Source organism: Phyllobacterium chamaecytisi (genome assembly GCF_020164455.1).
GTDB classification, from domain to species: domain Bacteria; phylum Pseudomonadota; class Alphaproteobacteria; order Rhizobiales; family Rhizobiaceae; genus Phyllobacterium; species Phyllobacterium chamaecytisi.
This window is the reverse complement of the sequence record NZ_JAIQWW010000006.1, coordinates 36,583-61,266: the sequence shown is the minus strand read 5'-3', so window position 1 is coordinate 61,266 and position 24,684 is coordinate 36,583. Positions and strand designations below refer to the sequence as shown.

Annotated in this window: 24 protein-coding genes and 1 tRNA gene; 9 read left to right on the top strand and 16 right to left on the bottom strand. The window is 56.1% G+C overall.

Translation table 11 applies throughout. From position 1 onward, the window contains the following. Positions 1 to 235 precede the first annotated feature (235 nt). From LB462_RS11150 to LB462_RS11140, 3 genes are read right to left on the bottom strand one after another with little or no spacing between them, the layout of a single operon-like run. Positions 236 to 424, bottom strand: a complete 189-nt coding sequence (locus LB462_RS11150; protein WP_112526856.1) for a hypothetical protein — start codon at positions 422 to 424, stop codon at positions 236 to 238. Positions 425 to 466: 42 nt separating this feature from the next. Beyond that, positions 467 to 868 (bottom strand): (R)-mandelonitrile lyase, encoded by a 402-nt coding sequence (locus LB462_RS11145; RefSeq protein ID WP_224507836.1) that lies wholly within the window; start codon positions 866 to 868, stop codon positions 467 to 469. Positions 869 to 870: 2 nt separating this feature from the next. Then, positions 871 to 1,239, bottom strand: coding sequence for an ArsR/SmtB family transcription factor (locus LB462_RS11140; RefSeq protein WP_224507835.1), 369 nt, complete (start codon positions 1,237 to 1,239; stop codon positions 871 to 873). Positions 1,240 to 1,361: 122 nt separating this feature from the next. On the opposite strand from LB462_RS11140, the gene LB462_RS11135 reads away from it, so the two are divergent. Beyond that, positions 1,362 to 2,534 carry an MFS transporter gene (locus LB462_RS11135; protein ID WP_224507833.1) on the top strand — a complete coding sequence of 391 codons (1,173 nt, stop codon included), beginning with the start codon at positions 1,362 to 1,364 and terminating at the stop codon, positions 2,532 to 2,534. A 31-nt stretch (positions 2,535 to 2,565) separates the two neighbouring features. Here LB462_RS11135 and LB462_RS11130 read toward each other — a convergent pair whose 3' ends face one another. Both LB462_RS11130 and LB462_RS11125 read right to left on the bottom strand, forming a co-directional pair. Next, the gene (locus LB462_RS11130; protein WP_224507831.1) at positions 2,566 to 3,018 is read right to left on the bottom strand and encodes a pyridoxamine 5'-phosphate oxidase family protein; all 453 of its coding nucleotides are present in this window, start codon (positions 3,016 to 3,018) and stop codon (positions 2,566 to 2,568) included. A 46-nt stretch (positions 3,019 to 3,064) separates the two neighbouring features. After that, the gene (locus LB462_RS11125; protein WP_112526771.1) at positions 3,065 to 3,343 is read right to left on the bottom strand and encodes a hypothetical protein; all 279 of its coding nucleotides are present in this window, start codon (positions 3,341 to 3,343) and stop codon (positions 3,065 to 3,067) included. A gap of 354 nt (positions 3,344 to 3,697) precedes the next feature. On the opposite strand from LB462_RS11125, the gene LB462_RS11120 reads away from it, so the two are divergent. Beyond that, a complete protein-coding gene (locus LB462_RS11120) occupies positions 3,698 to 3,964 on the top strand; it encodes a DUF1488 family protein (RefSeq protein ID WP_224508235.1) in 267 nt (88 codons plus the stop codon). 190 nt (positions 3,965 to 4,154) lie between these two features. On the opposite strand, the gene LB462_RS11115 is transcribed toward LB462_RS11120, so the two are convergent. After that, a complete protein-coding gene (locus tag LB462_RS11115) occupies positions 4,155 to 5,186 on the bottom strand; it encodes a fatty acid desaturase (protein WP_224507829.1) in 1,032 nt (343 codons plus the stop codon). A gap of 430 nt (positions 5,187 to 5,616) precedes the next feature. Between LB462_RS11115 and LB462_RS11110 the strand changes: the two genes are divergently transcribed. Further along, positions 5,617 to 7,788, top strand: coding sequence for a CHASE2 domain-containing protein (locus LB462_RS11110; RefSeq protein ID WP_224507827.1), 2,172 nt, complete (start codon positions 5,617 to 5,619; stop codon positions 7,786 to 7,788). A 10-nt stretch (positions 7,789 to 7,798) separates the two neighbouring features. On the opposite strand, the gene LB462_RS11105 is transcribed toward LB462_RS11110, so the two are convergent. From LB462_RS11105 to LB462_RS11085, 5 genes are all read right to left on the bottom strand, one after another. Next, the gene (locus tag LB462_RS11105; protein WP_224507825.1) at positions 7,799 to 8,830 is read right to left on the bottom strand and encodes a FecR family protein; all 1,032 of its coding nucleotides are present in this window, start codon (positions 8,828 to 8,830) and stop codon (positions 7,799 to 7,801) included. A 229-nt stretch (positions 8,831 to 9,059) separates the two neighbouring features. Beyond that, a complete protein-coding gene (locus LB462_RS11100; RefSeq protein WP_224507823.1) occupies positions 9,060 to 9,446 on the bottom strand; it encodes a DUF6632 domain-containing protein in 387 nt (128 codons plus the stop codon). 170 nt (positions 9,447 to 9,616) lie between these two features. Next, positions 9,617 to 9,693 (bottom strand) — tRNA-Arg (locus tag LB462_RS11095). 106 nt (positions 9,694 to 9,799) lie between these two features. Continuing rightward, positions 9,800 to 10,486 carry a GNAT family N-acetyltransferase gene (locus LB462_RS11090; protein WP_224507821.1) on the bottom strand — a complete coding sequence of 229 codons (687 nt, stop codon included), beginning with the start codon at positions 10,484 to 10,486 and terminating at the stop codon, positions 9,800 to 9,802. Beyond that, entirely contained in the window at positions 10,483 to 10,977 is a 495-nt protein-coding gene (locus LB462_RS11085; protein ID WP_224507819.1) for a MarR family winged helix-turn-helix transcriptional regulator, read from the bottom strand. Before LB462_RS11085 ends, LB462_RS11090 begins: the two co-directional genes overlap by 4 nt. A 325-nt stretch (positions 10,978 to 11,302) precedes the next feature. Here LB462_RS11085 and LB462_RS11080 point away from each other — a divergent pair, with 325 nt between their 5' ends. Together LB462_RS11080 and LB462_RS11075 are read left to right on the top strand one after the other, a co-directional pair. Continuing rightward, on the top strand, positions 11,303 to 11,803 hold the full coding sequence (locus tag LB462_RS11080) for a hypothetical protein (protein WP_224507818.1): 501 nt from the start codon (positions 11,303 to 11,305) through the stop codon (positions 11,801 to 11,803). 34 nt (positions 11,804 to 11,837) lie between these two features. Beyond that, the gene (locus tag LB462_RS11075) at positions 11,838 to 12,692 is read left to right on the top strand and encodes a tellurite resistance TerB family protein (RefSeq protein WP_224507817.1); all 855 of its coding nucleotides are present in this window, start codon (positions 11,838 to 11,840) and stop codon (positions 12,690 to 12,692) included. Between the two features lie 45 nt (positions 12,693 to 12,737). Here the strand turns inward: LB462_RS11075 and LB462_RS11070 are convergent, their stop codons facing one another. Beyond that, entirely contained in the window at positions 12,738 to 13,808 is a 1,071-nt protein-coding gene (locus LB462_RS11070) for a class I SAM-dependent methyltransferase (RefSeq protein WP_224507816.1), read from the bottom strand. Between the two features lie 322 nt (positions 13,809 to 14,130). On the opposite strand from LB462_RS11070, the gene LB462_RS11065 reads away from it, so the two are divergent. Then, positions 14,131 to 14,811 (top strand): superoxide dismutase, encoded by a 681-nt coding sequence (locus tag LB462_RS11065; protein WP_370637121.1) that lies wholly within the window; start codon positions 14,131 to 14,133, stop codon positions 14,809 to 14,811. 54 nt (positions 14,812 to 14,865) lie between these two features. Here the strand turns inward: LB462_RS11065 and amaB are convergent, their stop codons facing one another. After that, positions 14,866 to 16,377 (bottom strand): L-piperidine-6-carboxylate dehydrogenase, encoded by a 1,512-nt coding sequence (gene amaB, locus LB462_RS11060; RefSeq protein WP_224507814.1) that lies wholly within the window; start codon positions 16,375 to 16,377, stop codon positions 14,866 to 14,868. An 80-nt stretch (positions 16,378 to 16,457) separates the two neighbouring features. Next, the gene (gene hglS / locus LB462_RS11055; protein ID WP_224507813.1) at positions 16,458 to 17,864 is read right to left on the bottom strand and encodes a 2-oxoadipate dioxygenase/decarboxylase HglS; all 1,407 of its coding nucleotides are present in this window, start codon (positions 17,862 to 17,864) and stop codon (positions 16,458 to 16,460) included. Between the two features lie 123 nt (positions 17,865 to 17,987). Between hglS and LB462_RS11050 the strand changes: the two genes are divergently transcribed. The 3 genes from LB462_RS11050 (at position 17,988) to LB462_RS11040 (ending at position 21,664) form a co-directional block, all read left to right on the top strand. Further along, positions 17,988 to 18,902 carry a LysR family transcriptional regulator gene (locus tag LB462_RS11050; protein ID WP_224507812.1) on the top strand — a complete coding sequence of 305 codons (915 nt, stop codon included), beginning with the start codon at positions 17,988 to 17,990 and terminating at the stop codon, positions 18,900 to 18,902. Positions 18,903 to 19,015: 113 nt separating this feature from the next. Then, complete coding sequence (locus LB462_RS11045) at positions 19,016 to 20,299, top strand: NAD(P)/FAD-dependent oxidoreductase (protein ID WP_224507811.1); 1,284 nt, start codon at positions 19,016 to 19,018, stop codon at positions 20,297 to 20,299. A gap of 519 nt (positions 20,300 to 20,818) precedes the next feature. Continuing rightward, positions 20,819 to 21,664, top strand: a complete 846-nt coding sequence (locus LB462_RS11040; protein ID WP_224507810.1) for an endonuclease/exonuclease/phosphatase family protein — start codon at positions 20,819 to 20,821, stop codon at positions 21,662 to 21,664. On the opposite strand, the gene cls is transcribed toward LB462_RS11040, so the two are convergent. Continuing rightward, on the bottom strand, positions 21,636 to 23,096 hold the full coding sequence (cls, locus tag LB462_RS11035; RefSeq protein WP_224507809.1) for a cardiolipin synthase: 1,461 nt from the start codon (positions 23,094 to 23,096) through the stop codon (positions 21,636 to 21,638). The genes LB462_RS11040 and cls overlap by 29 nt on opposite strands. Positions 23,097 to 23,110: 14 nt before the next feature. Further along, positions 23,111 to 24,610 (bottom strand): sensor histidine kinase, encoded by a 1,500-nt coding sequence (locus LB462_RS11030; RefSeq protein WP_224507807.1) that lies wholly within the window; start codon positions 24,608 to 24,610, stop codon positions 23,111 to 23,113. Positions 24,611 to 24,684 lie beyond the last annotated feature (74 nt).

Sequence of the window (24,684 nt, the reverse complement as noted above, 5' to 3'; positions counted from 1 at the left end):
CATGCACATCGCGCTTATCAAGCCACGCTTCATGGTGGAGTCGAATTGCAAATCCATGGAAGCCCGACAACGACGAAAGTCAGCCTGCCAATATGGATACCGAGGATTTTTCCGATCATATGCTCAGGGACATCGGTCTATACGATGGCCGGGCCATAAGAGGCCAACGAACAGACCACGACGATCTGAGCAATCTGCTCAGAGACCATCCCAAGCGCTTTTTATAGTGCGATGTTCAAGAGTCGAAGTCTGTTTCCAAGCGCTTCTCAAGCGCAACAAGGTCATCGGGCAGCGGCATGCCCATGGCCTTCAACTCGTTGAGGTGTTCGCGCAGTGTCTCGTGAATTTCATGAGCATCCGTTGGCCGTCGTACCATCTCTTCGACCAGAAGCGCGATCCGGGCCTTGATGTCTTCGAACGCCATGGTGGTTCCTTTCACATGCACTGCAGATATTATACTACCAGATTAATCCTGGCCGGAATATTGCGTATCGGAGACCTTTTCCAGCCATTCGACGGTTTTACCGTCCAAGGCTTCCTGCATTGCGATGTGGACCATGAAATTTTCGGGACCAGCGCCGTGCCAGTGTTTTTCACCAGGCGGAATCCATACCGTATCACCGACCTTGATCTTTTGTATCGGCCCACCCCAAACCTGCGCTAAACCCGATCCGGACGTTACGTGCAGTGTCTGACCGAGAGGATGCGTGTGCCATGCGGTTCTCGCACCAGGCTCAAAGCGTACAACAGCTGCTTGCAGTCGTGCCGGTGCGCCTGCATCGATAATCGGCTCTACCCAGACGGTGCCGGAGAACCAGTCGGATGAAGCGCGGCGCGTCGGGACCGATCCGGATGGCTTGATGTCCATTTCTATTCTCCCGCAAATTGAGCCGCTTCCGGCATGTCAGGGCTGTTGTACGGCAGTGTTGCTGCAGTAGAGGCGATCACCGTGTCGAGGAAACCAGGAAACCGGCTTTCCAGATCGCTGCGTCGAAGTGTCAGTAGCCGTTTGGTACCTTCGGGCCGAACGTGGATGATACCGGCCTCACGCAACTTTGCTACGTGATAGCTGATTGCGGTCTTTGAGCCGAACTGCAGAAACTGGCCGCAAGTCATTGCCCGTTCGCCGTTACGGGCGAGAATGGCGATGATCGCAAGGCGCGTTTCATCGCCAAGTGCGGTCAAGACGGCAGGCAGCGCGATGTACTCGACGGGCGGGTGCGGGAGATAATCGGTCATGGGAGTTTTAATAGCAATTGTCAGGAGAGATTTCAATGTTCAATATTTGTTGAACTTTATTCTTGACACTCGGAGAGAGTGGGTTCATTAGTTCAAGGATCATTGAACATTAAGGTGCTCCCATGGATATTCGTCTCGTCGGATTGGCGCTTGGCACATTTGCAATCGGCATTGAGGGTTTCGTTGTCGCCAGCCTCCTGCCGCAAATCGCCGGAGACACGGGCGTAACCTTGGTGCAGGCCGGCTACCTCGTCGTGACCTATGCCTTGGCTTATGCAATCGGCGCCCCGATCGCTGCTGCACTCACAGGTGCATTCGAGAGGCGTAACGTCCTGACAGGCAGCGCTCTCATATTTGTGGCAGGCGCAATTCTTGCGGCCGTTTCACCGACATATCTCCTCCTTATGGCCGCGCGTGTGTTGATCGCTGTAATGGCGGGGCTTTATGCAGCCACGGCTCAGGCGACGGCAGTCGCCATTTCTGAACCACATCACCGTGCGCGTGCCATCGCTGCAATTGTCGGTGGCACGACGCTGGCAGTTGCCTTTGGCGCACCGCTTGGCGCCTTCATCAGCGACCTGGCAGGGTGGCGCGGTACCTATTTCTTCATCGCTTCGATAGGAGCGTTGGCCACCCTGATCGTCTGGTTCCTTGTGCCGCGCGGACTCTATGCAGATCGATTGACCCTGGCGCAACGCCTTGGCGTCATTCGTCATCCTGGGTTAGCGCCGGCGCTCTTGACGATGCTGCTTTACATGACCGGCGCATTCGCGGTTTACACGTATGTAGCGGCTATCGCCGTCGAAGGCGTCGGACTCAGCCATTCAATGATGCCAGTCGTATTGCTGACGTTCGGGATCGGTGCTGCTCTTGGAAATATCCTTGGGGGTCAGCTCTCGGATCGTCTCGGAGCGAAGAAAACTGTCATCACGGCATCTGTGCTCAACGCCATCGTGCTGATGGCCGTGAGCTGGATCATGCAATTGCCTGACAATATTGCCGGTCCGGCTCTCATCGCAATCATGGTGATCTGGGGTGTCATCGCCTGGATGTTCCCGCCAGCGCAGGCGAGCCGGGTTCTGGCCATCGCACCAGAAAGCGCGCCATTGGCTTTGTCGCTCAACTACTCGGCGCTTTATCTCGGCGTTGCACTCGGTTCGATGATCGGCGGGCTGGTCATTGCCAATATCGGCCTCGAATATCTCGGCTGGATCGGCGGTATATTCCCGCTCATGGGGCTGGTTGTCATGCGGCTGGCAGGGTCGCCAAACAAGCAGCAACTGTCTATTGCCTGACTGAATAAACTTTATTGCTGGTTACACAGGCCTATTCGCTTTTGACAGCCTTGTGCCCGGTGGTTTCCAGTATCGAAATACGGAAGTAAACCGGCTCCAGGGCCCGTTCATGGTCTCGAATGACGGTCTTCACATAAGCAGGCTGCCACCATTCGGCGCTCTTGTTCAAAAGCGCATGGGCTGTGTTTCTGCCGTCGATATGATCGGGTTCCTTCGTAAGTTCCTCGAACTTGCCCGTCACAATGACACTCTGCCAATTGTTCGTCGCGGATATCTCATCGAATTCAACGCAGACATGCGGATTTGCGCGCATGAAGTCGACTTTCTGCCCGGCGGTCGTGAATGAATAGAGAAACACGGAATGATAAGCGAAAGTCAGCGGCACGATGTAAGGTCGATCGTCCTTTGCACACGCCAACCTGCCGATCGTCGCTCTTTCGAGCAATTCCCGGATTTCCTGCTGCGTCATCTCTTTGATAATCATCGGCCCACCGTTTCAACAACGAGAATTTCAGCATCGGGACCAGCCGTCAAGATTCTTCTTTCCGATCGAAACTGCTGCGCTCCTTGGTACTCCACATGTCAGCAGCCTCGAGATTATCCTCGGTCGCGATTCGTTCGTGTTTCTCATCGTTATCGCGGACGCGGTATTGCAAGGCACCACCCGCCGCGGGTAGCGTTGCCATAATTTCGAACGTAGCCGTCGATTTCACCTTGTTGCCGCCCCAGCCCTTCATGCGGACTTTCTGGCCGACCGCAAAGCGATGGCTTGGTATATCGGGCGTCTTGTAGCGTCGATGCATGTTCATCGAAAATTCTCCTGGTAGATGATTTGCTTTGGTCACACAGTCTCCGGCGGAGACGGTGGATAGATATTCATTGTGTCGCATTAAAACTCTGCGTCCGTGAAGGGGCGAACTATTCGACCTTCTCAAGGAGCCCACTGGTCAAATTCGATTCGGACCGAGTATTACAGTTTGGGCTTTAATTGTGTTGTCATGAGCGTCAAATAAAAAATTAAATGTTTTAAATAAATGGCCGCTCAATCAGTATTTATGGTAGAATGATATTCTGGAAAAGGGCCCCATAAGTCAAATTTAATCGCAATATAAGCGGGCGACTAGTCGGAATAATATTAGAAATAGTAGTGATCGGTATCGATGATGGCATTAAGTTTTCCTAATCGCAGTCGCAGTTACGATGCGGCGGGCCAGCGCGTGCGCTTCATCGGCTACGACGGACTTTTCCAGGTACCGTTCTTTGTTGATATTGACGTTTTTGCCAAAGTATCACCGACGCCGGAATCAGCCGAAGACGATTATCTCGCGGCATTCGACGCGGCGCGTGCGTCGATCCAAGGCGCAGCAACAAAGGCCTATTCCCACGGACGCAAAACCATGTACGTTCTGACCGCAACGGACTTTCGTTAGTAGCTCCAAGCTTTGAAAGGAAAGCGTGGACCGGATGGGACAGGCGCTCGTCTGCCATTTCGTTGGCCAGGATTGGAAACCGGAAAAACGTTCCTGTCCGCCTTGCCATCGCGTCCGGTTGACACGGTCATCACACTTTCCAGGGAGTCAACGGCCCGCCTAGAAGATGGTTCCGAGCTTTTCGCTTGCTTCAGGCCAGCTTTTTGGCCTCGCGAAACGAGATAAGCTTGCGACGATTTTCATCCCAAAGGACGAGGTCAACGCAGCGAAGACTTTCCATGATGGTGATGCGGCCGACATCGCCGAGCTCCGGATAGTCTTTCAGCACTTCCGGAAGCCGGTAACAGGGAACCCTCGAGGACAAATGATGCACGTGGTGGATGCCAATATTGCCGGTCATCCAGCGCAGCACGCCCGGCAGCACGTAATGCGAAGAACCATGCAGCGCGGCCTCTGCAAATTGCCACTCGGGACCGGACGACCAATGCGTTTCCTCGAACTGATGTTGCACGTAGAACAGCCAGATACCGGCAGCGCCGGCCAGAGTGACGATCGGCAGATGGATCAGGAGAAATGGGCCGACGCCAACCAGCCACATAAGAAATATCGCCAGAACCGCTATTCCGAGATTGGTCGCCATCGTCGAAACCCACGGCTCCAAGCCAGAACGCATCATGCCGAAGGGTAGTCGCTGCTTGAAGATGAAAAGCCAGATGGGCCCGATACCGAACATCACGGCTGGGTGGCGATACAGCCTATACCCAAGCCGGCCCCAGCGCGACAGTGCGCGATACTCCGCAACGGTCAGCGTCGTAATGTCGCCGTCGCCGCGCTCGTCAAGATTGCCGGCCGAAGCGTGATGCAAAGCGTGCGTACGACGCCAGTAATCATAAGGAGTCAGAGTCAGAACGCCGATCACTCTGCCCGTCCAGTCATCCGTATGACGATGTGCAAAAAAAGAACCATGGCCGCAATCGTGCTGGATCATGAATAGCCGAAGCAGGAAGCCAGCTGCGGGAACGATCAATACCAGACCCCACCAGTATCCATAGTGCACGGCGGCCCAGGTCAATGCCCAGAAAAAAGCGAACGGAATGACAGTAACAGCGAGTTCGAAGGCGCTGCGTCCTCTGTGCGGTTTACGGTAGCTGGAAAGAATCTTGAGCCAAGGACGATCGCCCGAGCCAATTGCAGGTAAAGTTTTAGCGGAAGTGGTTTTCATCGGCTATCATACCCTTGGCGTGCCAGCGCGCGCAAGATGTTTCGACAAGAAACATTTGGTGAATTCACAGCCTGTGATTTCTGTTTGGTTGTATGTACGACACCAACCGTGCGACGTCGTTTTCGGATTCATGGCTGGCTAGAGGCGAGGCCCGACGAAAGACCTTTTCGACTGGGGGTCAAGCGCCGAACCTCTATACCCAGGGGAGGGCAGGATGAAGCGTGACTCTCGGCAACCCCTTCGTCAAATCACATTCGGGTGCGCCACTCTTTGCAATTTGGTGGCAACTGATGTCCCGATTGCATAGAAGCCAAGAAAAATGCAGCATACCATTTCTGGCGCGGCGGCAGGCCATCAGATCGGACTTACTCCTCCGGGTGAGAACTCCTTGTCGTCAGGCTTTCGGTAGAAGGGGTCTGATACGGCATCCATGACGCGCGCGCAGCAAGTTGGCGTACTTATCGGCTTAGCGATCGTAGCGGCGCTCACGATCCTGCGGGCAAGTGACCCGCCGCTGCTGAAGCAGGCCCGCGACCTCACATTCGACGAATATCAGCGCATCGCGCCACGAACGTTCGAAAACCTGCCCGTCAAGGTCGTCGATATAGATGAAGCCTCGCTGCGGGAGTTCGGTCAGTGGCCATGGCCGCGGGACCGGCTTGCCACCCTGGTCGACAGGCTCACTGAAATGGGGGCATCTGCAATCGCGTTTGATGTTCTTTTCGCTGAGCCGGACCGTTTATCGCCGCGTACAGTCGTACGGGACGTTGCCGGAATTGATCCCTCGCTGCTTGGTCAACTGCCTGATAATGATGAAATTTTTGCTCAAGCGATTGCCGGGAAACCTGTCGTCCTGGGCTTTGGTTTGTCTAACGAAGGGAATTATCGCCCACAGGTGAAGGCCGGCTTTGCCTTTACAGGTGAAAATCCTGCCGGCGCGCCTCCACGCATCAAGGCCGCGACACCGTTGCGGCCGGAATTTGAAGCCAATGCCGCCGGTATTGGGCACATCAGCCTCAATCCCGGTGACCCTTCGGCGGTCGTTCGCGCGGTTCCGCTTTTCCTGAGCGATGGCGAACAGCTTTATCCCAACCTTGCGCTTGAAGCGCTGCGCGTCGCCCAAGGCGCTTCTACCTATGTGCTTGCAGGCGCGACAAACGTGCCCAACACCATAACCATGGTCAAAATCGGGGAATTCGTTGTTCCGGTGACTGCCGAGGGTGAACTATGGCTCTATATCACCCCCGATACCGCCGAGAGATATATTTCAGCCAAGCAGGTACTGGCGCCTGGAGGCGCCGCTCCCGAGATAAAGAACGCTATCGACGGCAGTATCGTCTTTATCGGGACATCCGCTGCCGGGCTTCAGGACATCCGAACCACTGCCCTTGGACAGAACGTGCCTGGCGTTTCGCTGCACGCGCAAACCGTCGAGCAGATATTGTCGGGACGGTTTCTCTCGCGTCCGGATTGGGCAAATGGGCTCGAAATCCTGTCAATCGCAGCGATGGGAAGTCTGCTGGTGATATTGACGACTTTCGTTAGTCCGGCCGTCGCCTTGGTTTGTGGGCTTCTGATCACGGTCATGGCTCTTGTCGCGTCGTGGCTAGCCTTTTTCTACGCGGGCCTCTTGTTTGATCCCTTGGCGCCAATCGTCAGCGGGTCGATAACGCATTTTGCAGCGACGTCGTTTCGCTTTCTGGTGATCGACCGCGAACGCCGAGCGGTCAGACGCGCATTTGGCCACTATCTCTCGCCTTCGCTGCTGTATCGTATCGAGCATACGCGGAATGCATTGCGCCTTGGAGGAGACGACCGGGAACTGACGGTTATGTTCGTCGACGTTCGCAATTTCACCGAAATCAGCGAGCGCCTGACCCCGGCAGAAGTCGTATTGTTCCTTAACACGCTTCTCGATGCGCTTAGCCGTCATGTCATCGCCAATGAAGGGACTCTCGACAAGTTTATCGGCGACTCGATAATGGCCTTCTGGAACGCCCCTGTGGATGTAGCCAATCATGCCAACAAAGCGGTCCATGCCGCATTGGCCATGCGTGAGACACTCGCGCGCCTCAATCAGGATAATGCGTTTGGCTTTGGAGACGAACAGAAAGTCGGAATAGGTATCGGTATCCATACCGGACTTGCATGCGTCGGAAACATGGGTGCGGAGACACGCTTCAACTATTCCGCCATTGGGGATGCGGTCAACATTGCTGCGCGTATCGAATCCTCGTGCAAGGAGGTCAGCTTCGACATTCTTGTTTCAGATAGCACTGCCGAAATGCTGCCGGGCTATGCTTTGCTTGAAGCAGGCGCCCTCGCCTTGAAGGGGAAAAGTATGCGGACCAGGCTTTTCGCGGTTGTCGGTGATGAAAAGATCGGCGGAACTGCCGAATTTGTGCAACTGCGGGCTATCCACGCCCAACTCATCGAAGCCTTGCGGTTGCGGTCTTCAAGCAGTCGTAAATTCTTGCGGATCGTAAAATTGCAGGCGGTGAAACTCACAAGTGGTCTGCCGGAATTCTATCGCCGTATATCGCGTCGATCCGATCACTTCATCGATCAGCCGGCAGCGAAGGACCGGTCCCCTGGCATTTGATCGGATCCGGTTATCTGTTGTGCCTTGGTCCATTACCATCCCGGTTGTCGCGGCCTCTATCGTGATCGTGGCGATCTCTACCGCGCCGATCATCATCATGCCTGTCGTGGTGATGACCGTCTTTATCGTGGTGCCTGTCATGATGATGGTGCTTGTCGGGCTTATCAGGTTTATCCGGCTTGGATGGCGTATCAGGCGTCCTTGGCGTAGCCGGCGGATCGGGCGCATCGGAGGGTGCTGCAGCAGGCGGATCAGAAGCCCGAAGACTCTGAGGAGCAGGCGGATCGGGAGCTCGCGGACTTTGCGGGGCAGGACCGGGTGCCCTGGCTGGAGGAAGCGAGCCGTTATCCGCGGGCTCCGCTGCTGCCATCGAAAGGCCGCACCCTGTGCCAGTTATTCCCAATCCTCCTGAAAGCTTTTGATTGCCCGACAGGAAAGGCAGTGCCTTCGTACTGCCCAGCGTCTTGAAGATGTTCCGATCGACGCGGCGGGTATCGGTTATTCGGCCATTGGGCTTGGCAACGACACAATCGCAACGGCGCTTCAGTTCTTTGCAGCCGCCCGCACCGCAAAATCGTGCCGAACCGTTCAACAGGACGACTGCTGTGGTTCCGTCCGGGCCCACGTAGAAGTCGAATGCGGTTCCACGTACGCCGATCGTTCCGGCAGGGGTCAAGATATTATAGGCCGACGATTTTGAATTTCCGCTGACCCAGCGAAACGTTCCCTTGGCGGCTTTGATCGTCAGATTTTTGACCGAGCTGGTGTCATCATAGACGAATTTATCGATCGTCACTGACGAGCCCCAGCCCACCGCCAGCTTGGTACCATCACGGAACAGGAATTGACCAAGGCCCGACTGAGAGGTCTTGATCCTTTCGTCGCGATGGACTGGCGTATCCACCGCGATAGGGCCGCCTCCACCAGTTACTTCCGTTTTGATAAGGACAGCCTCACCAACAGGCTCCGCCGCCATCGTCGGCAGCGGGCCTAAAAGCATCATACTGAGCGCCGCTACGGCGGCAGCACGCGAGTACGGCATTGGACCCCCATCTGAAGCGGAACATAGTACATGCGATAGAGACAAGTGTCCCTTCATCCTTATTGGTTAGAGAGCTTCCGGGTCATGACTGCCCTGATCTTGCATTGGAGAAGGTCGGCAGGGGGTAATCAGCGAGCGTCGACTGTTCAACCGGGATTGGCGCAGTGACGTCAGACTCCGCAAGTCGCGGTCAGATGTAGACGGACTTGCTATACCGACGTTCCGGCCTCTAGCCGTCGTTCGTTGCAGCGTGAGAATAGGTCAACCAGGCGAGCACCGCTGCCACGAATAGCAAGGCCGGCACGTCGCCCAGCATATGGCCCATATGCGCGCCGGGGCTGTAGGACTGGACCGCCATGATCAGCGCGTGCACGACACTCGACCAGATCGTGAACTCTATCAGCGACCGATGCGCTATGGGATTGCGCGACGCACGGACCAGAAATATCCCCAGCGTTGCGTATATGCCCACGATCATCATGAAATACTGCGAAGCGGTGGGCGGGCCATCATGCCAGGCCCAACCTGACGGCCAGATAATCGCGAGTGGATAGACCAGACAGAATACGACACCGAAGGCAAACAAAGCGATCTGTAAAAGTTTTAGCCGGGACATGGGCGCGCTACTTTCTTAAGGGACCGAACGGCATTCTTCGTCAGAAGTATATTTAAAACCAGCCATCCAGGAAACGTATTGCTCTAGAGTCAGCGGCCGTTCTACCCCCTGCTTGCCTGCAAATGCGCGCTGTCTCGACCGATATATCTCTTTAAAATTATTTCGTGTTTTGGCGCACCCGACAGGATTCGAACCTGTGACCTCTGCCTTCGGAGGGCAGCACTCTATCCAGCTGAGCTACGGGTGCTGATACAAGGCTTGGCCTTACATGCGCGAAGCGTTTCTAGCCGATGCGGCCCGCCGCTTCAATGGCGAATTTCAGTTGTGCGCCGGGAAATGGAGGGCATTCGTCGTCACGCTTGATCTGGACGTTTGATGATGGCGAAGTTCATCTCGGAGCGCACGCGAAAACCCATCGCCTTGTAAAGCGAGATGGCGGGCGTGTTTGTGGCATAGACATGGAGGTAGGCAAGCTCATTCCTTGCCGAAATCTCGCCAGCGACGAAACGAAAGAGCATCGTGCCGAGACCGCGACCCTGAAAATCGGGATGGACACAAAGGCCGCTGAGTTCGGCAAAGCCGGGCTGACGCATCCGCTGACCAGCCATGGCGACAAGGCTGCCATCGATCTTGACGCCCCAGAAGTTGCCGAGGCTTTGGGCGTGAAGTGTGAAGGGTCCGGGTTTGGTCAGCATGGCCAAGGCGAGCATCTCGGCTGAATCGGCTTCAGTCAGCAGTTCGATTCTGCTGTCGCTGATCCGCTCGAAGGCCTGTTCGGCGATCATCTGCACGAGCTTGGCTTCGGAAGCAACCGTCAGGCCTTTTGGAACTGTGATGGCATCGGATTCGACGAGCGCCATGACCTCATGGGCAGTGACCAAATTCTCCAGGGCCTCCAGGCTTTCGGCCGTATTGTCGGCTGCGGCGGCGAAGGGGACGATGGAGGGTGGATATCGGCGGGCACGCTCATTGCCTTGGGCCAATGCCGAATGGACGGTTCGAAGGGCATCCCAGGCCGGGCGGTCGAGAATATGGCTCATGATTTCTGTCCCTTGTCGAGTTTGCCGCGATTGGCAAGGGGCGCATCTGCAAGCTCGCTCTCGATTGCTGTCAGTTGTTCCAGGATCGGGCCAGAAAGATCTTCACAAAGTTCGCTTACTGCCCGTTCTATGCGCGGCCAGATCAATCGCTTCGAATAATCAACGAGTTCCCGTCCCTTCCGCGTCAGCGACACCAGCTTTCGACGCTGATCCTCGACTGAAGTCTGCATGTCGACATATCCCAGTTCTTGAAGCTGCGAGATGATGCGGGTGGCGCCCGGTTGTGTGATACCGACAGCTTGGGCAAGTTGCCCTGTGGTCAGCGGGCCGGCGCGGTCGATCGCCGCAAGAAAGGGATATTGAGCGGACTGAATGGGGACGCCGAACTCTTCCATGATACGCTGCGTATCAGCCTGAAGGCGTTCGCCGATACGGCGGAAGCGGCTGCCGAGGCAGAGGAAGCCCAACGATTTGACGATATCTTCAACCAAGATGTTTCCTCGCGACAAATTGTATAACAAGTTATATAATACTTTATGAAATCAAAAACAAGAGCGGTAGAATGCGCCGATGCTGGCCAAGGCTTCGATGGTGAATTTTGTCGTATAAAAAGGAAGTTGTGCGGGTTCCGCAGGTGCAGGTTACAGTCGCGGATCCTGTCATGTGCCTGATGCGTACTAAGTATAATCTTTCGAGCTGATGCAGCGCTTTCTATGGCGAATTCGCATTGATTCCTGCGCCGCATGGCGCGATGATAAATTGCGGGCGCTCGCTGTCTGCACGGTTGGCCTCGTTGACAGAAACGGGAGACTTCTCATGGCGACCAAGACAGATTTCACCGCAGAGGAATGGAGCGAAGTGCTCGGCAGTGTCATGATGGCGGGGATGGCAATCACATTGGCCGATCCAAGCGGCCTCATCGGCATGACCCAGGAGGGACTGGCCAGTGGCAGCGCACTGCTTGCAGCCAAGACCGATCCGAATTCTAATGCCTTGATCAAGTCGGTGGTATCCGACTTCGAGACGTCCGAGGGACGCACGACAGCGCGCGGCCTGATCAAAAGCAAGCTTGCTGGCAAGCAGGCGGCCGAGATGAAAGGCGCCATTCTGGAGACGCTCGGCCAAGCCGTCGCACTCGTTGACGCGAAAGCTCCAGACGACGCTGCCGGATTCAAGGCTTGGCTTTATAGCATAAGTGAACGTGTCGCGAACGCAGCCAGCGAAGGTGGCTTCATGGGTTTTGGCGGTGTGCGGGTGAGCGACGCGGAGAAAGCCACTCTGGACGAGATTTCGAAGGCGGTTAAGCTCACGGCTTGAAGGGCCAGATCAACATCAACGGGAGGAAGTTTCGATGGCCAGCAACCAATCAGTGCTAGAGCAGATGCTTCAAGCCGCCCTGCAGGGAGGTGGGCTCCGCGCAGGGCAGGGAGGGGGAAACCCTAGCCAGCCTGCGCCGGGCGGGGAGGGCAATCTCGGCGATATTTTGGGAAGCCTGCTAGGCGGTAGCCCAGCATCGGCGGGCGGAGCCATCGCGGGCCGATCCGTGCCTGCCGGCTCCGGTGGCCTTGGCGATATTCTGGGCAGTCTCCTTGGAGGTGCAGCAGCCGGCAACGGCGCGAGCAGTGCTCCAACGAGATCGCCGCAGCAGCAGACGCAAATGCCACAAAAGGCGGGAACGAATGATCTCGCCCGCTATGGCGGCATGGCGGTGATCGGCGTGCTCGCCTACCAGGCGTTCAAACGATTTCAGGCACAGCAAGCTGGCGGAACGGGGACGAAATCGCCTGCAGCAGACACAGCTTCAGTGGCGCCGCCAGCCGACAATGGCTTTCATCCGGCGCAGGCGCCGGGGGGTGCCGATGCTCTCTCAGGTGTGTTCGTCAAGGCAATGGTGGCCGCGACACAGGCCGACGGCGTCATCGACGAAGATGAACAGCGCAACTTGGCTGGACGCCTTGATCAACTCGGTATCAGTCCGGCGGATCGTCGAGGTCTGACCGAACAGCTGACAATGCCTGTGAATCTGCGAGAAATATTGAATGCCGCGACTTCGCCGGAGGTAGGGCTACAGATTTACATGGCTTCGGTTCTGGCGATAGCGGTCGATACACCCGCTGAGAGAAATTATCTCGACGGGCTCGCGCGTGCTCTCAAAATCGATCCGGCGCTGAAGGCACAGGTCGAACAAACTCTGGGGCGTGCCTGACGCGCCCTGGTCCATGAACGATTTGAGTTCATCTGGAACACTGAGTCACGTCGCCGCCCGTGTCTTGCTCAGCAGCACGATGGCGATGAAGTGCTCGTGAGGTTGTGGATTGGCGGCGAGGCGATCGGCGAATCGGCTGAAGATCTCGTCGACCAATGCTGCACGATCTCGCGCAGGGTCAATACAGTTCATGATCGTTGGACCTGAGAAACCTCGCATCATCCCTGTCCAGCCGCCAGCGAGTTTGGTGGCATCCCCGGACCGCTTGAAATCATCCCAATGAATGTCCGGTCCTGGTTGGATTTCGGCGTGCTCGATTTGCAACCCAGCGAATTGCTTTTCTTTGGAGAAGGGTGCGTAAACGTCCGCTAGTCGACGTGGCGCAGTCGGAACATTTATGAGCGCCAGTTCATGGTCGGAAAAGACGCCGCCGCGCCTCATATCGCAAAAGACTTCCCACAATTCGCCGGTTAACCACTCCCATCCCAGCCTGTCCGGACGCCCCCCCGGGAAAAGCGACAGAAGCCATCCTCCAGGTCGAAGTTCCCTGGACCGAAGTTCCAAGAAATTCCGCCAGTCGCGGGCCTGTTGCTCGACAACTGCTTCCTGAATCTCTGGCAACTTGCTGCGCATTGCAAACGCATGATCTGGCGCGTCGATCGGATTTCGGCTCATCCACTGTATCGTCCAGGAATTCCAACCGAGATGAACGCGTCCCGGCGGCATCAAACCTTCGAAATAGGTGCGGCCGATAGCGGAGGGAAAGATTCCCGATCGACCTGCCATATAGCTGTCGGGATTGTCGCTCAGCGCCGTGAAAAGGGACGTAAAGTCATTTGATGGCAAGTCAGTGTGGATGACTTCCACCATTCGATCCTCACCCACTCTACTTCGAAGCACCCTAATCGCCGTCGAGACGGGCTCCATCGAATTGACGCCTTGCGACGAGCCGTAGTCGGCAATGACCAGCGTCTCTTCTCCCAATTCCACAGATTGGGCGGCCTTTTCCCAGAGCGCCAGAGCGGTTGCGTTTCCGGCTGCTTGCATGGCGGAATTACGATTGTAGAAGCCACGGCCCTCCATGGCAGCGATCGCAGGGCTGACTGCCTCAGACATGTTTTCCCCCAACCCGACACAGTGCCTCCGCAAGCGGGTTTTGTGTATTTTATACGCCTTTCTGCGCATGCTTACAAATCCGGGCGGTTGTTGTGGGATTCCATGTTTTGGACACGGCTACGGTGTCCAACGGCGACGGCGCGCACCGTGACCAAAAATCATACCGGTACCATTCAGCGGCGAAAATGAATGTCGCTTTGCAAAGGAAGCGCACTGACCATGTCGTCGAACGCTGCGCCATCACGAATATTTTAAAGTGTTCCAGATGCTATTTGTGAGATATCTAATGGTACTGCGCCGTAGCCAAGCCAAGGAGATCGACATGCAGATGAACCGACGCCACGTGTTGGCACTTTCCGGAGCCGCCGCTGCAACTACGCTCTTCGCGCCAGCCATGCAAGCTCACGCAGCCGCGCCTTTCAAACAGCCGGAACTCCCTTACGCGGAAGGCGCACTTGCACCGGCGATTTCGGCGAGAACAGTTGGCCTCCACTATGGAAAACACCATGCCGGTTACTTCAAGAAGCTCAATACCTTGGTTGAGAAGACACCCTATGCGGACCTCTCACTCGAGGAGGTTGTCGTACGTGCCAAAAAGGATGGAGATACCGCGATCTTCAACAACGCAGCACAGGCATGGAACCACAATCTCTATTGGCAACAATTCAAAGGCGGATCTGCCGCACCCAAAGGTGAATTCCTGCAAGCCATCGAGGGCAGTTTTGGCGGCTTTGACGAACTGAAGAAGAAGATGACCGCCGAGGGCGACAATGTTTTCGGCACAGGATGGGTATGGCTGGTCAAGGATGGTGACAAGCTCTCAATCGTCGGGATGCAAGACGCCGGTGACCCGCTCGCGGAGGGCAAGAAAGCGCTGCTCGGTATCGATGTCTGGGAACATGCCTACTACCTCGACTACGAGAACCGCCGACCGGAACACGTTGCGGCAGTTCTTGGCAAGCTTGTTAACTGGGAATTTGTCGGCGAACAATTTCAGGCATGATATTTTGTGCACAACGCCGTCCCCCGTTTCCGGGGAACGGTGTTTGAAATCTGATTAGTCGATGTCGAAGGATACACCCTGCGCCAGGGGAAGGGCGGACGAATAGTTCACCGTATTTGTGGCACGGCGCATGTAGGCTTTCCACGCGTCGGATCCGGACTCGCGCCCGCCACCCGTTTCCTTCTCGCCGCCAAAGGCTCCACCGATTTCGGCGCCCGAGGTGCCGATATTGACGTTTGCGATACCGCAATCTGACCCGTCAGCGCTGAGGAAACGTTCGGCTTCCTGTAAATTGAGCGTGAAAATCGAGGATGAAAGCCCCGCTCCGACTGCGTTGTGATCGGCAATCGCTTTGTCGAAATCGCTGTATTTCATGACATAGAGGATAGGAGCAAAGGTTTCTTCGGTAACCGGCCCATCCTGTTTCGGCATTTCGACAAGAGCGGGACGAACATAATAGGCATTGTCGTATCCGGTATCGATGCGCACACCGCCGGTTACCTCGCCGCCATGATCGATTGCTTGCCGCAGCGCCTTTTGCATATTGTCATAGGCAGCCTTGTCGATGAGCGGACCGACCAATGCCGATGTATCGAGCGGACTGCCGACGGAAACACTCTCATAGGCCTTCTTCAGGCGAGGCACGAGTGTTTCATAGACGCTTTCATGTACGAATAGACGGCGAAGGCTGGTGCATCGCTGACCTGCGGTTCCCATTGCGCCGAAGGCAATAGCACGCAGTGCCATGTCGAGATCGGCCGACGGGCAGACGATGCCGGCATTGTTGCCACCAAGCTCGAGGATCGAGCGGGCGAAACGCTTGGCGAGACGCGGCCCGACCTCACGGCCCATGCGGGTCGATCCCGTCGCCGATACGAGCGCAACCTTCGGATGATCGACGAGTGCCTCGCCAACGGTGCGGTCGCCCATCAACACCTGGGTAAGGCCGGCGGGAACATCACCAAAACGCTTGGCAGCTCGCTCAAAGATGGCTTGGCATGCAAGCGCGGTTAGAGGTGTTTTTTCCGATGGCTTCCACACAACAGCATTCCCGCAGACGAGTGCAAGCGCCGTGTTCCACGACCAGACGGCAACCGGGAAATTGAAAGCGGAAATAACCCCAACGACGCCAAGCGGGTGCCAGGTTTCCATCATGCGATGTCCGGGACGTTCGGTTGCGATGGTCAGGCCATAGAGCTGGCGCGACAAGCCCACAGCAAAATCGCAAATGTCGATCATTTCCTGGACTTCGCCGAGACCTTCCGACGGGATCTTCCCGGCCTCGATCGAAACGAGGCGGCCGAGTTCACTCTTCAGCGCGCGCAACTCCTCACCGAAGAGACGCACGAGTTCGCCGCGCCTTGGGGCAGGAACCAGACGCCATTCGCGGAACGCTGCATCAGCCTGTTCGATCGTCCTTGCCGTATCGTCCGCCGAATGAACCACGATATCGGCGATCTTCTCTCCGCTTACGGGACTAAAAGAAGGCATATTGCCTCCGGCATAAGCGGATTCAGCTACGCCGAGCTTGGAAAGGAGTGTTTTCACTTCTTGAGCAATGGTCATCTTGCTTTTCCTTTGTCTGTTTGCCTGCCGGTTTGGGGCAGCTTTTATCAGGCGGTTCGAATTTTTGATACAGCCGCTGCTCAGCTTGCGAGCGCGATGGGTTTGAAGTGTCTCAGGCACGTATCGATAGATGCTTTTTCAAGGCTTTCGTAATGCGCGAATTCGTCGAGAACCGATGTGCCAAGCTGGCCCTCGAATTCCAGCTGAATGGGGGTTGCTGCGAATTTCTGGTTCGCATCGTCACCGAGATTGGATTGGAAAATTCCGGCTGCACTTACGGGCAGAAAATCCTCGTAGACAATTGGGTCGTATTGGACGGCGCCCATCGCCACGAGCGTTTCGATGTTGGTGGCTTCGCGGGGTGACAGCATGTTTTGTGGAAAGCACTCTGCGACAGAATAGCGGAAGTAGCCGAGCCCGTTGGCGCGGATATTATCCCAATCATCGGGGAAGGCTTTGAACGCAACAGCCAGCGCGGCAATGTAGGCTTTGGCATTCGAGCCATCGGCGGCAGGGCGAACTACTTCACGCGATTTGGCCAGGAGTTGGTCGTAGAGCGCGCGACCTTTAGGTGTCAGCGCAATGCCACGCTGCTCGATTTCGCCGAAGCGGGCCGTATGCGAACCGGCTTCCCATTGGCCTTGAGCGTTGCGGAACGACACGTTTTCTTCAAGCGCCTTGAAAGAGGTCTGCCGCAGGAGAATGGGACAGGCCCGGGTTGGAGGGCCTTCGATGACCGCCTTGGGCGAAATACCGTGTGCAGGCATCAGGTCCTGAACGGCATCGATATCCAGTGTGCGCGGCGTCAGATGATTGATGTGCGGCCCCTTGAAAGACACGACATCGGCGATCAGCCGGTGCGCATCGTGCAGGCGGTCATAAAGCTCAGTACCGACACTCGCATGGTCATGCCAACGGAAGGTTTCGAGGATTTCCTGTACGAAAAGCGCCGCATCGTCAGCGTTGAGGCCACCTTCAGTCTCGGCCTTCTGAATGAGAGAAATCGCCTCTGCGGTGAATATCTGTCGTGCTTCGAGGATCTTCCGGGCTTCGTCGCGAAGCTCAGGATCCGCAACGAGATCGAGCCGCAGCAATGAGGTAAAAACGCGAAACGGATTGATCTTCAACGCGGCATCGCCCACAGGGCGGAAGGCGGTTGAATGGACGGGGACGCCGGCCTCACTCAGATCGTAATAACCGACCGGATACATGCCCATGATGGCGAAGACCCGGCGCAGCATGGAAAGTTCTGCTGCTGTGCCGACACGGATGGCGCCGTGCCGCTCTTCCGAAATGCGGTCAAGCGTGTCGGTTTTTTCGAGGCGATGTCTCAATTCCGGCGACGCGGCAAGCGTTTGCGCGTTTACTTTCGCGACGAGCGACAGAAGTGTTCCATAGGCGGGAACTTCCGTCCGGTACATGGATGACATGGCTGAAGAAAAAGATGCGCGGATAGCATCTGTCGAGACAAAACTTGTTGATTTCACAATGATGGTTCCGTTGCAGTGGTGCGACAGCAAATTTCATCGCCGTCATGCTTAAACTGGATTATAGATAAGATAATGGCCCGCGGATTGCGATGATTTAAACTGGGTTGATGCGAGACACGAATGAAGTTAAGCCGCAGATTGATCCCGGACATCGATATTCTGCAGACATTCGAATGTGCGGCGCGGCATGGCAGCTTTACCCAAGCGGCGAGAGAGCTCAATCTTACGCAGAGTGCTGTCAGCCGGCAGATGAGTGAACTCGAAGGCCAGATCGGCGTGCTGTTGTTCGAGCGTATCCGCCAACGTGTCGTCCTTTCCGATGCCGGGCAGAAGTTTCTTCCGGAAGTACGGCGCCTGCTTGGTCTGACTGAAGAAACGATGCTCCGTGCCATGGCGGCGTCACAGTCGGCATCCTCCCTGAATATCGCCACGCTGCCTACCTTCGGCAGCCGCTGGTTGATGCCAAGGCTTCCCGATTTCTTGCGCCGCCATCCCGAAATGGCGCTCAGCGTCGCATCGCGGTCGGAACCCTTCGATTTCGAGGAGGAGCCTTTTGATCTGGCCATCCACTATGGACAGCCGGTCTGGGCGCATGCCACATGCACGTATCTCTGCAGTGAACTGATTGTACCCGTGGGGAGCCCGGAGCTTTGCACAGCCAACCCCGTAAACACGCCGGCTGAACTGGCAAGCTCCGCGCCGTTACTGCATCTCTCGACACGGCCCAAGGCTTGGGCCTCCTGGTTCGAAACAGTGCAGGCAGAGATTGCCACGCCCTACAAGGGGCATCGTTTCGAACATTTCTCCATGGTTATAGAGGCAGCGCTTGCCGGTCTGGGCTTCGCGTTGCTGCCCCGTTATTTGATTGAGCAAGAAGTCGCATCAGGGCGCTTGCTCGTGCTGTTCGAGCAGCCACTCCAGACCGAGAATAGCTACTATCTTGTGGTGCCCGACCACAAGAAGGAGAACGTTTTGGCACAAAGCTTCTTCACCTGGATAGCCGATCAGGTCACCGAACGACCGACGCGACCCTAATCATTCGATAACCGCATCATGTCTTCAGGAAATTTCATTTCCGTTGGCAAGATCACACCCTATAACGACATGATAATGCGCCGGTTATCTCTGGCCGACCTGACGGTGATCCCATGCTGAATGATGAGCGTTCCCACGGCCTGTGGGAAAAGACCGCGCCGCCCGCGCCAAAGACGGAACGGCTGCATGGGGATATCTCCGTCGATGTTGCAGTGATCGGTGCAGGCTTCACCGGGCTTTCCGCCGCGTTGCATCTGGCCGAAGCAGGAACGAAGGTGGCGGTCGTCGATGCCGTTGAGATAGGGTTCGGCGGCTCAGGCAGAAATGTCGGCCTCGTCAACGCGGGAATGTGGGTGATGCCAAATGATCTGCCGGGGGTATTGGGAGCAGTTCATGGCGAGCGCCTCCTGGAACTGCTCGGAAACGCGCCGCAATCGGTTTTCAATCTTGTCGATAAATACAATATTGACTGCGAACTCGAGCGCAAAGGCACACTGCACTGTGCGGTTGGCCAGGAAGGCCTGAAGCAGCTCGAGCAACGGGCCGAACAGTGGCTTGCCCGTGGTGCAGCGGTTCGACTGCTGGATGCAGAGGAGACCGCTGCCAAGGTTGGTTCAAATGCTTTTGCTGCGTCGCTTCTCGATAACCGGGCGGGCACGATACAGCCGCTGGGCTACGTTCGCGGGCTCGCGGTAGCTGCTCTAGCGCGCGGCGCTGCTGTTTATACCGGGACGCCGGTAGTGGCCACCGATCAATCCGGCAAGCGTTGGATAGTGCGAACGCCATCTGGCACGGTATCGGCCGACTGGGTGGTCGTTGCGACTAACGCCTACACGACATCGCCTTGGCCGGAATTGCGGGCGGAACTTCTGCATCTCCCCTATTTCAATTTCGCCACGGCACCGTTGCCGGAGGAAATGCGGAAAACTGTCCTTCCCGAAAGGCAGGGCGGCTGGGATACGAGAGAAATATTGAGCTCCTTCCGCATGGACCGGGCAGGGCGACTGATTTTTGGTAGCGTCGGTGCATTGCGCGGCACCGGCATGGCCGTGCACAAGGCCTGGGCCGCGCGCTCTATCCGTAAGCTTTTTCCGCAGATCAAGGATGTAAGATTTGAAGCTGGATGGTACGGCAAGATCGGCATGACGAGTGACAGTCTGCCGCGCTTTCATACGCTCGCGCCGAACATCATAAGTTTCAGCGGTTATAATGGCCGCGGCATTGCGCCGGGCACAGTATTCGGCCGTCTTCTTGCTGAGCATATAGTCGGCAAGATCACCGAAGCGGACTTGCCACTACCAGTAACCGTGCCCAAGGATCAGGGTTTGCGGACACTTCGTGAAGGATACTATGAAGTCGGTGCACAATTGGCGCATCTGGTCGGGAACAGATTTTAAGCGAACACGACTATCGCCGGTTGTGCCGTTCGTTCAACAGCACGATCAGCCAGCCTCCGGCAGCGAGCGCAAGCGGCAGAATAACAAAGGCAAAGAGTTGAATGCCGTTCATCACCGTAGTCCTCTCAGAGTCCTTCGTGCAGCTAAATGTAACGCTACCGCAGCAAAGCCAAATGACAGTCCCAACAAGGAAGATCAAAGACGGCACGACTGTTCCAGAAACAGTGTAGATGGCCGCTGCCCCGGGCCAAAACACCGACTGTAACACACGAAGTTGATGCCCGGTCGATTGAGTTTGCAAGCAGTTTAGTACGCTCGTTGTGTATGAGTTTCATGCGAGATCGCTTATAAACTGAATGGACTCGTCCGCATGAGATTATGGTTATCGATGACAAACGACCACCCCGACGATAGACTAAGAGCGTCGGTGACGGAGCAATCACGTTAACCCCGTCTACTCATTCGCTTGCCATTCTTCGCATCCCGACATATCTCTAAGCGATGGACAGCAAGAAGCCGATGCGGCACACCAGACCCAGCGTCTCCGCCAGCATTCTCGCCGCGGTCAGGAACCGCAACAAACGCCCGGTTGGCATTACCCGAGTCGTGCGCAACGATCTGCTGATTGCTTCCTACAATGTCCACAAATGCGTCGGGATCGATAAGAAATTCGACCCAGATCGCGTTGCTCATGTGATTGGCGAAATTGGCGCGGACGTTATCGCCATTCAGGAGGCCGACAAGCGTTTTGGCGAAAGGACAGGCTTGCTCGATCTTGCCCGTCTCCATCGCGAGAACAGCCTTGTTCCAGTTCCGGTAACTTCGCTTTACCCAAAAGGCCATGGCTGGCACGGCAATCTGCTGTTGTTCCGCGAGGGCGTGGTTCGCCGAGTTCAGCAACTTGTACTACCTGGTCTTGAGCCACGCGGCGCATTGGTGGTCGATATCGATCTGGAAGCAGGCCCACTTCGCATCATTGCCGCACATCTCGGCCTCCTCAGACACTCGCGGCAACAACAATCGGAAGCAATTTTGAATGCCGTGAAGGCGGATCCATCGCGTCCGACTTTATTGTTGGGTGACTTGAACGAATGGCGTGTGGGCAAAGGTTCGTCGTTGCACTTCCTTCGCCCGGTCTTCGATCCGGCAAAAAATGCGGTGCCAAGCTTTCCGTCACGGTTTCCTGTCCTGGCGTTGGACAGGGTTCTTGGCCATCCGCACAGCCTCGTTACGACGATCGAGGTTCACGACACACCCTTGGCCCGTGTTGCATCCGATCATCTGCCGATCAAGGCCTATGTCGATCTGAAATCGGCGTTGGCCGAAACGGAAGAAATCAAAGATAGGGCGAGCCTAGCCAGATGATTCGCTCTACCAAGCGTACCCAGAACGACCTGGCGCGCAGGTTTTGAAGCAGAACCGGTTTTGCTGAGGCCATTGCGTTCTCGACAAGCGCTTCCACTTCGGACGCAAATGCTGCATCCATTACCTCGAGATCGACTTCGAAATTAAGTCGTAACGACCGCGGATCAAGATTTGACGATCCGACGTAGGCCCACTGCCCATCGACCACCAACAATTTGGAATGGTTGAAGTTGCCACGGGCGCGCCAGATGCGGCAGTGACCTTTAAGTATCTGATCGAACTGAGCCGTCATGGCGCGGTCCACCAGCTTGAGATTGTTGATTGAAGGCACGACGATATCCACCTCGACCCCGCGGCGTGCGGCCGTTACCAGCGCGCTGATCAATTCGCGGTCCGGCAGAAAATAGGGTGACATGATGCGAATGCGCGATTGCGCAACGGAAAATGCGCCCATCAGCATCCGGTGATTGGCTTCGACACTGCGATCCGGTCCCGACGGTACAGCGCGAATGAACACGGGTTCTCCCGGTTGCTTTTCCGGCGTGGCGAGGTGCCAGGGTTCACCCGTCAGCACCTCGTGCGTTGTAAATCGCCAATCCTCGGAAGCAATATGAAACAGGTCCGTCACAATAGGTCCGGTGAGTTGGAAGTGCGTATCGCGCGCGTTGTCTTCCCCCACGATCTCCGCTGAAAAACCTGCCCTGATATTCATGCCGCCTGTAAAGGCTACACGCCCGTCGATAATCATTATCTTGCGGTGGGTACGAAGATTGGCATAGGGCAAGCGTAACCCCATGATAATATTACCGTTAAAGACGGCAACTTTGATGTTGTGTTTGGCGAGATAGCCGACAATGCTCGGAATGGAATATCGAGCACCCACCGCGTCAATTAATATTCTCACCTCGACCCCACGCTTGACGGCCGCGATCAGCGCATCGGCAATGCGCAGACCAAGCTTGTCTCGGTCGAAAATGTAGGTCTCAACCAGAATACTGCGCTTGGCTTGGTTAATCTCGGACAGCATCGCGTGATAGGCTTCATCGCCGCCTTGCAATATGTCGATGTTGTTGGCGGTCGTAAGCCGGCATCGGCTGACGCGGTCTCCAAGTGTCTTCATCGCCGCAAAACGCTTTTCGAAATGCGCCAGAACATGTTTGTCCTTGGCATCGAAGCGCATGAAGACGTCTTGGCCAATCTCGTGCAGGAATTTGCGCTGCGAAGAAATGGACGACCGTCTGATGCGGTTAATCCCTGCCACGGCATAGATGAGTGCACCGATGACCGGAGAAAGGATGATCACACCGACCCAGCCGATGGCGGCGCGAACCTCTTCCTTGGTCATTGTCGCGTGAACGGCCGCCGGGACGCCGAGAACGATCGACAGCACAAAGAAGATATGCGGCAGGTGGGTATAGAGGTAATCAGCCATTGCGGCGTTTCATGTCAGGACGCTGAGTCCCGGCGGGAACGCCATTCGGCCAAGGATACCGGCTGGTCCGGAATACGAATTTCAAAACTTGTTCCCGCTCCATCGCCTCCCCGCAACTCAATCGTTCCCCCGTGCGCTCGTACAAGTTCATGGACAATAGCAAGACCAAGGCCGGTGCCACCCGATCGCGCCGACCCTTTGAAGGCTGTAAACAGATTTTCGCGCGCCTTGGGAGGCAGGCCGGGCCCGGTATCGTCAATGCCGATGATAGAGGTCGTGCCGATCTGTCCTGCAGTGATTGTCAATCGCTTGACCACGGACGGATCACTTCGGGTGTCGCTGGCCATAGCTTGAACCGAGTTGCGGCACAGATTGGAAATGACACGGAAGAATTGGTCTGGATCGACATCGATTTCAAAGTCGGCGGGAACCAGGTTCTTGAATTCGATCTCCGATTTTGCGTCGAGGTTAAGCATCTCCTCGACGTCACTGATGATCGTGCGCAACTTGACCCGCCGTCTTTGCGGCGGTGCTTCCTGTGTGCCGCCATAGGCAAGCACGGTCTGCGAATAACTGATCGCGCGATCGATGGTACGTACCAATTTCGGCACGAAACGCTGGATCGCCGGATCGCTGGTGTTTGCGAGGTGATCGGATATGAGCTGGGCCGAGGCCAGGATATTGCGCATGTCGTGGTTGATCTTGGAAACCGCCAGGCCGAGGTCGGCGAGGTGTTTCTGTTCGGACAGCGTACGTTGCAACTGGTGCTGCATGTCTGCCAGCTCCCGCTGGGCGATGCCAAGTTCGTCTTCACGCTCTTCCGGCTTGATAATCCGCTGCGGATCGTCGGGTGCCTGGGCAAAGGCCAACATGTTGTCACTCATGCGCTGGATTGGTCGGATCAGCAAGCGGCTGATCGTCAGGAAAACCAGGCCCGCGGTAATGAGCGAAATAAACAACGAGATCAGTGCGACATTCCCGGCATAGCGCAACATCGCATTCCGCAGCGGGGCGTCGGAGGTAAGGAGTTCGATGATCTTGCCGGTATCTCCGACCGGACCATAAACGCGGATAATCCGGTGCCCGCCGTTGATCAGTGTGTCGAATGCGTCGCGGATCATCGTAACCGGATCCGTGACTGTAATATCGATGTGCTTGTCGACTTTGGAAGGCATCTCCGATACAGCGAGGAGCCGGGAGGCTCCTTTTTCGCGCAAAACGATCGCTTTCGTTCCTGTAGCAAGAAGGACGTCATTCTGCACTGATTGCGGTACATTCTCGCTATCGCTCGCAGCTAGCACGACGCTCGCCGCAGCAACGGTGTTGAGCCGGTCGGAAAGCCAGCGAATACGCATATCTGCAATGATAGGGACGAAAATCATCACTTCTGCGAGAAGGCCGAACAAGAGGGTGAGGCGCAGCAACTTGCCGGAAAGACGTTTCAGAACGGGCAAACGCCGACTGGCATGCAGAGGCACACTCGTGTTTTCTGGCTTTTGCTGAGTCGCCGTCATATACGCTCCATCGGCATTCGATGTAGGTCAAATGCTTGCCCAGCACAATAAATCAGTTGCGTGGATTTGCCTAT

Excerpts from the sequence above, each read along its gene's own strand:
- LB462_RS11150 (WP_112526856.1), bottom strand. The coding sequence starts at position 424 with ATGGCGTTCGAAGACATCAAGGCCCGGATCGCGCTTCTGGTCGAAGAG.
- LB462_RS11145 (WP_224507836.1), bottom strand. The coding sequence starts at position 868 with ATGGACATCAAGCCATCCGGATCGGTCCCGACGCGCCGCGCTTCATCC.
- LB462_RS11140 (WP_224507835.1), bottom strand. The coding sequence starts at position 1,239 with ATGACCGATTATCTCCCGCACCCGCCCGTCGAGTACATCGCGCTGCCT.
- LB462_RS11135 (WP_224507833.1), top strand. The coding sequence starts at position 1,362 with ATGGATATTCGTCTCGTCGGATTGGCGCTTGGCACATTTGCAATCGGC.
- LB462_RS11130 (WP_224507831.1), bottom strand. The coding sequence starts at position 3,018 with ATGATTATCAAAGAGATGACGCAGCAGGAAATCCGGGAATTGCTCGAA.
- LB462_RS11125 (WP_112526771.1), bottom strand. The coding sequence starts at position 3,343 with ATGAACATGCATCGACGCTACAAGACGCCCGATATACCAAGCCATCGC.
- LB462_RS11120 (WP_224508235.1), top strand. The coding sequence starts at position 3,698 with ATGGCATTAAGTTTTCCTAATCGCAGTCGCAGTTACGATGCGGCGGGC.
- LB462_RS11115 (WP_224507829.1), bottom strand. The coding sequence starts at position 5,186 with ATGAAAACCACTTCCGCTAAAACTTTACCTGCAATTGGCTCGGGCGAT.
- LB462_RS11110 (WP_224507827.1), top strand. The coding sequence starts at position 5,617 with ATGACGCGCGCGCAGCAAGTTGGCGTACTTATCGGCTTAGCGATCGTA.
- LB462_RS11105 (WP_224507825.1), bottom strand. The coding sequence starts at position 8,830 with ATGCCGTACTCGCGTGCTGCCGCCGTAGCGGCGCTCAGTATGATGCTT.
- LB462_RS11100 (WP_224507823.1), bottom strand. The coding sequence starts at position 9,446 with ATGTCCCGGCTAAAACTTTTACAGATCGCTTTGTTTGCCTTCGGTGTC.
- LB462_RS11090 (WP_224507821.1), bottom strand. The coding sequence starts at position 10,486 with ATGAGCCATATTCTCGACCGCCCGGCCTGGGATGCCCTTCGAACCGTC.
- LB462_RS11080 (WP_224507818.1), top strand. The coding sequence starts at position 11,303 with ATGGCGACCAAGACAGATTTCACCGCAGAGGAATGGAGCGAAGTGCTC.
- LB462_RS11075 (WP_224507817.1), top strand. The coding sequence starts at position 11,838 with ATGGCCAGCAACCAATCAGTGCTAGAGCAGATGCTTCAAGCCGCCCTG.
- LB462_RS11070 (WP_224507816.1), bottom strand. The coding sequence starts at position 13,808 with ATGTCTGAGGCAGTCAGCCCTGCGATCGCTGCCATGGAGGGCCGTGGC.
- LB462_RS11065 (WP_370637121.1), top strand. The coding sequence starts at position 14,131 with ATGCAGATGAACCGACGCCACGTGTTGGCACTTTCCGGAGCCGCCGCT.
- amaB (WP_224507814.1), bottom strand. The coding sequence starts at position 16,377 with ATGACCATTGCTCAAGAAGTGAAAACACTCCTTTCCAAGCTCGGCGTA.
- LB462_RS11050 (WP_224507812.1), top strand. The coding sequence starts at position 17,988 with ATGAAGTTAAGCCGCAGATTGATCCCGGACATCGATATTCTGCAGACA.
- LB462_RS11045 (WP_224507811.1), top strand. The coding sequence starts at position 19,016 with ATGCTGAATGATGAGCGTTCCCACGGCCTGTGGGAAAAGACCGCGCCG.
- LB462_RS11040 (WP_224507810.1), top strand. The coding sequence starts at position 20,819 with ATGCGGCACACCAGACCCAGCGTCTCCGCCAGCATTCTCGCCGCGGTC.
- cls (WP_224507809.1), bottom strand. The coding sequence starts at position 23,096 with ATGGCTGATTACCTCTATACCCACCTGCCGCATATCTTCTTTGTGCTG.
- LB462_RS11030 (WP_224507807.1), bottom strand. The coding sequence starts at position 24,610 with ATGACGGCGACTCAGCAAAAGCCAGAAAACACGAGTGTGCCTCTGCAT.